The 3,668-nt window shown below is 68.2% G+C and carries 4 protein-coding genes; all 4 read right to left on the bottom strand.

Features of this window, described 5'->3' with window-relative positions; translation table 11 throughout:
• Nucleotides 1–71 precede the first annotated feature (71 nt).
• Entirely contained in the window at nucleotides 72–782 is a 711-nt protein-coding gene (gene phoU, locus QMX80_RS18730; RefSeq protein WP_055764554.1) for a phosphate signaling complex protein PhoU, read from the bottom strand.
• 164 nt (nucleotides 783–946) lie between these two features.
• Complete coding sequence (gene pstB, locus QMX80_RS18735; protein ID WP_055765360.1) at nucleotides 947–1,777, bottom strand: phosphate ABC transporter ATP-binding protein PstB; 831 nt, start codon at nucleotides 1,775–1,777, stop codon at nucleotides 947–949.
• 34 nt (nucleotides 1,778–1,811) lie between these two features.
• Nucleotides 1,812–2,672 carry a phosphate ABC transporter permease PstA gene (gene pstA, locus QMX80_RS18740; protein WP_055764556.1) on the bottom strand — a complete coding sequence of 287 codons (861 nt, stop codon included), beginning with the start codon at nucleotides 2,670–2,672 and terminating at the stop codon, nucleotides 1,812–1,814.
• Nucleotides 2,672–3,640: a phosphate ABC transporter permease subunit PstC gene (gene pstC, locus QMX80_RS18745; RefSeq protein ID WP_055764558.1), complete on the bottom strand. Its 969-nt coding sequence runs from the start codon at nucleotides 3,638–3,640 to the stop codon at nucleotides 2,672–2,674. Before pstC ends, pstA begins: the two co-directional genes overlap by 1 nt.
• Between the last annotated feature and the right edge of the window lie 28 nt (nucleotides 3,641–3,668).

Genomic DNA, 3,668 nt, shown 5'->3' on the forward strand with positions numbered 1-3,668 from the left:
GGGGGGGGCAGGGGGGGCCCAACCCTAACCCGAAAAAAACCCCCGCGGGGCGAGCCCGGGCGTCCGCGTTTTCAGGTGTGCTCGACCGTACTGGTCTCGTCGCGTTTCTCGCGCGGCGGCAGCGGCGCGTCGCCATGCACCAGGAACCAGACGTTCTCGGCGATGTTGGTGGCGTGGTCGCCGATGCGCTCAAGGTTCTTGGCCATGAACAGCAGGTGCGTGCACGGGGTGATGTTGCGCGGGTCTTCCATCATGTAGGTGAGCAGCTCGCGGAACAGCGCGGTGTACTGCGCGTCCAGCCGGGCATCGTCCTGGCGCAGCGCCAGCGCCGCGTCGGTGTCGTTGTCGCGGTAGGCCTCCAGCGCGCGCCGCACCTGCTGCGCGGCGAGCCGGCCGAGGGCGCGCAGGCCCTGGATCTGCGGCATCGGCGGCACCGTGGCCAGGGCGATGGAGCGCTTGGCGACGTTGGCGGCGTAATCGCCGATGCGCTCGATGTCGGCCGGGATGCGCAGCCCGGCGAGGATCTCGCGCAGGTCGCGCGCCATCGGGCCGCGCAGCGCCAGGCGCATCACGTCGTGGCTGATCTGCTGTTCCAGCGCGTCGATGGCCTCGTCGTTGGCGATGATGCGGCGCGCGGCGCTCTCGTCGCGGCGCTCGATCACGTCCAGTGCGGCCTCGAGCTGGGCGACGGACATCTCGCCCATGCGCACGATCTCGGCCACCAGGCGGTGCTGTTCTTCGTCGTAGCTTTTCACGATGTGGTCGTTGGGATGGGTGTTCATGGGCGTCTCTGGGCTATGACGGAAGCGGGAGTGCGGAAGGCCGCTTGTTCGAGGGGGGCCGTATCGGCAATGGGTTCATTCCGGCCGTGGCGCCGGCATCGTCCGATCGCGGGCGGAACGCACGCTGCGGCGCTGCCGATGGGGCATCGGCCAGGCGCGACCCATCACCCGAAGCGGCCGGTGATGTAATCCTCGGTCTGCTGCCTGGACGGGTTGGAGAAGATCACGTCGGTGCGGTCGTGTTCGATCAGGTCGCCCAGGTACATGAAGGCGGTGTAGTCGGACACGCGCGCGGCCTGCTGCATGTTGTGGGTGACGATGGCGATGGTGTAGTCGTTCTTCAGCTCCTCGACCAGCTGCTCGATGCGGCTGGTGGAGATCGGGTCCAGCGCCGAGGTCGGCTCGTCCAGCAGCAGCACGTCGGGCTTGAGCGCCACCGCGCGGGCGATGCACAGGCGCTGCTGCTGGCCGCCGGACAGGCCCAGCGCGCTCTGGCCCAGCTTGTCCTTCACCTCGTCCCACAGCGCGCCCTGGCGCAACGCCTGTTCGACGCGGTCGGCCATGTCGGCCTTGGACAGCTTCTCGTGGTGGCGGATGCCGTAGGCGACGTTCTCGAAGATGGTCATCGGGAACGGCACCGGCTTCTGGAACACCATGCCGACCTTGGAACGCAGGCGGTTCATCGGATACTTCGGCGAGAGGATGTTCTCGCCGTCCAGCAGCACTTCGCCGCGCGCTTCCAGCTTCGGGTACAGCGCATAGATGCGGTTGAAGATGCGCAGCAGGGTCGACTTGCCGCAGCCGGAGGGGCCGATCAGCGCGGTGACGCGCTTTTCGGGGATCTCCAGGTTGATGTTCTTCAGCGCGTGGAACTGGCCGTAGTAGAAATCCAGGCCGCGCGCGGCGAGCTTGACCGGTGCCGGCGTCTGCAGGTCCTGGTGCGCGGTGGGCACGGCGATGCGCTGCATCGGCACGGCGTTGGTGAGGTCGTTCATGGGCAGGTCCATGGAAGGAAGTCGGTCGTCGGGTTCAGTCGTTCGAGATGCGGTTGCGCAGCAGCAGGCCGCGCGCGGAGAGGCTGACCAGCAGCACGAACAGGGTCAGCACCAGGGCGCCGGCCCAGGCCAGCACCTGCCACGATTCGTAGGGGCTGCCGGCGAACTGGTTCATCACCACCGGCACCGAGGCCATCGGCTGGAACACGTTGCTGTTCCAGTACTGGTTGCCGAAGGCGGTGAACAGCAGTGGCGCGGTCTCGCCGGAGATGCGGGCCAGCGCCAGCAGGATGCCGGTGACGATGCCGGCCATGGCGCTGCGGTACAGCACCTGCACGATCACCTTCCACTGCGGCACGCCCAGCGCCAGCGCCGCTTCGCGCATCTGCACCGGCACCAGCCGCAGCATCTCGTCGGTGGTGCGGATCACCACCGGCAGCACGATGAAGGCCAGCGACAGGGCGCCGGCGAACGCGGAGAAGTTGCCGCCGGTCTGCATCACGTACAGGGTGTAGACGAACAGGCCCAGCACGATCGACGGCGCCGACAGCAGGATGTCGTTGACGAAGCGCACCACGGTGCCGGCCTTGCGCGCGTTGCCGTACTCGGCCAGCCAGGTGCCGGCGGCCACGCCCAGCGGCGTGCCGATGGCGATGGCCAGGGCGCACATCACCGCGCTGCCGAAGAAGGCGTTGAGCAGGCCGCCTTCCTGCATCGGCGGCGGCGTCATCTTGGTGAACAGGTCCAGGTTGATGCCCGGCAGGCCCTTGGACAGCAGGGTCCACAGGATCCAGCCCAGGAACAGCAGGCCGAAGGCGGCGGTGGCGCAGGCCATCAGCAGCGCCGCGCCGTTGACGAGGCGGCGACGCAGGTACAACGAATCGGCGGCGGACATCAGTTGCCCTCCTTGCGGGACAGGCGCAGCAGCATCAGGCGGGCAATGGCGAGCACCACGAAGGTGACGATGAACAGCACGAAGCCGAGCAGCAGCAGGGCCGAGCGGTAGGTTTCGGTGGCCTCGCCGAAGTCGTTGGCGATCAGCGCGGCGATGGTGGTGCCCGGCTCCAGCAGCGACGGCGTCAGGCGCACGCTGTTGCCGATCACGAAGGCCACCGCCATGGTTTCGCCGAGCGCGCGGCCGAGGCCGAGGAACACGCCGCCGATCACCGCCGAGCGGGTGTAGGGCAGGACGATGTCCCAGCTCACTTCCCACTTGGTCGAACCCAGCGCATAGGCCGATTCCTTCAGGCGGGTCGGCACGGTGAGGAACACCTCGCGCATCACCGAGGAGATGAACGGGATCACCATGATCGCCAGCACGAAACCGGCGGTGAGCATGCCGATGCCCAGCGGCGGGCCCTGGAACAGCGGGCCGATCAGCGGCAGTTCGCCCAGATAGTCGTTGAGGAACGGGGTGACGTATTCGGTCATCACCGGCACCAGCACGAACAGGCCCCACATGCCGTAGATGATCGAGGGAATGCCGGCCAGCAGCTCGATGGCGGTGCCGACCGGGCCGCGCAGCCAGCGCGGGGCGACCTCGGTCAGGAAGAAGGCGATGCCGAAGCTGACCGGCACGGCGATCACCATCGCGATGAGGGCGGTGACGATGGTGCCGTAGATCGGCGCCAGCGCGCCGAACCGGTTCTCGACCGGATTCCAGTCGGCGGTGTAGAAGAAGCTCAGTCCCTGCTCCTGCAGGGCGTGGCGGCCGCCCCACAGCATCGACAGTGCGGCGCAGGCCAGTGCGGTGAGCACCAGCACGACGGTGACGATCAGGAACCCGCGGAACAGGCGGTCGTTGCGGGCGTCGCGCTGGTCGCGCGAGGCGGGCGGTGCGAGGGACGATGCGGTGGCATTCATGGCAGCGGCATGGCCTGTGGGGGAGGGC

This window comes from Stenotrophomonas sp. PS02297, from assembly GCF_029959705.1.
Lineage (GTDB): Bacteria > Pseudomonadota > Gammaproteobacteria > Xanthomonadales > Xanthomonadaceae > Stenotrophomonas > Stenotrophomonas nitritireducens.